This is a genomic window from Aeromonas sp. S13(2024), assembly GCF_041402405.1.
Classification (GTDB): Bacteria; Pseudomonadota; Gammaproteobacteria; order Enterobacterales; family Aeromonadaceae; genus Aeromonas; species Aeromonas veronii.
Genome location: NZ_JBGLRA010000030.1, coordinates 1 through 564, shown reverse-complemented (window position 1 = coordinate 564; position 564 = coordinate 1). Strand labels below are relative to the sequence as shown.

At 60.6% G+C, this 564-nt stretch carries 1 pseudogene; it reads left to right on the top strand.

The window, feature by feature from the left end:
* Nucleotides 1–564, top strand: a pseudogene (locus ACB042_RS20085) (IS3-like element ISAs31 family transposase); the annotation flags it as partial.

Below are 564 nucleotides of genomic sequence, written 5' to 3'. Positions count from 1 at the left end.
AAAAGCGACCCGGCAAGTCCTCTCGCAGCGGCAAGTCGAGAGGCTGACCATTGTCAGGGCTTGCCTGTTTCTAGGGATAAGCCGGCAGGCTTACTACAAGCGCAATCGGGTCGCCGACGAGCGCCATGCACAAGGATTGCAGGTGGTGCGCTTCGTGCGTCAGGTTCGACTGCGACAACCTCGGGTCGGCACCCGCAAGCTACATTATCTGCTGCAGGGTCAGGATGATGGCGGGCTCAAGGTCGGGCGGGACAGGCTGTTTCGGATATTGGCCGAGCACCGCTTGCTGGTGCAGCCTAAGCGGGCGTATCACAAGACCACCCACAGTTTTCACCGTTTCTACCGCCATCCCAACTTGCTCAAGGCGGGGCCAGAGCAGGTCACACCGGTGGCCCCGGAGCAGGTCTGGGTCGCTGATATCACCTATCTGCCAGCCAGGAGCGGACCGCTGTACCTGAGCCTGGTGACGGATGCGTACTCACGCAAGATAGTGGGCCATCACGTGCACGAAGGGATGCACGCCGAATCGGTGGCGATGGCGTTCAAGAAAGCACTGAAGCAACG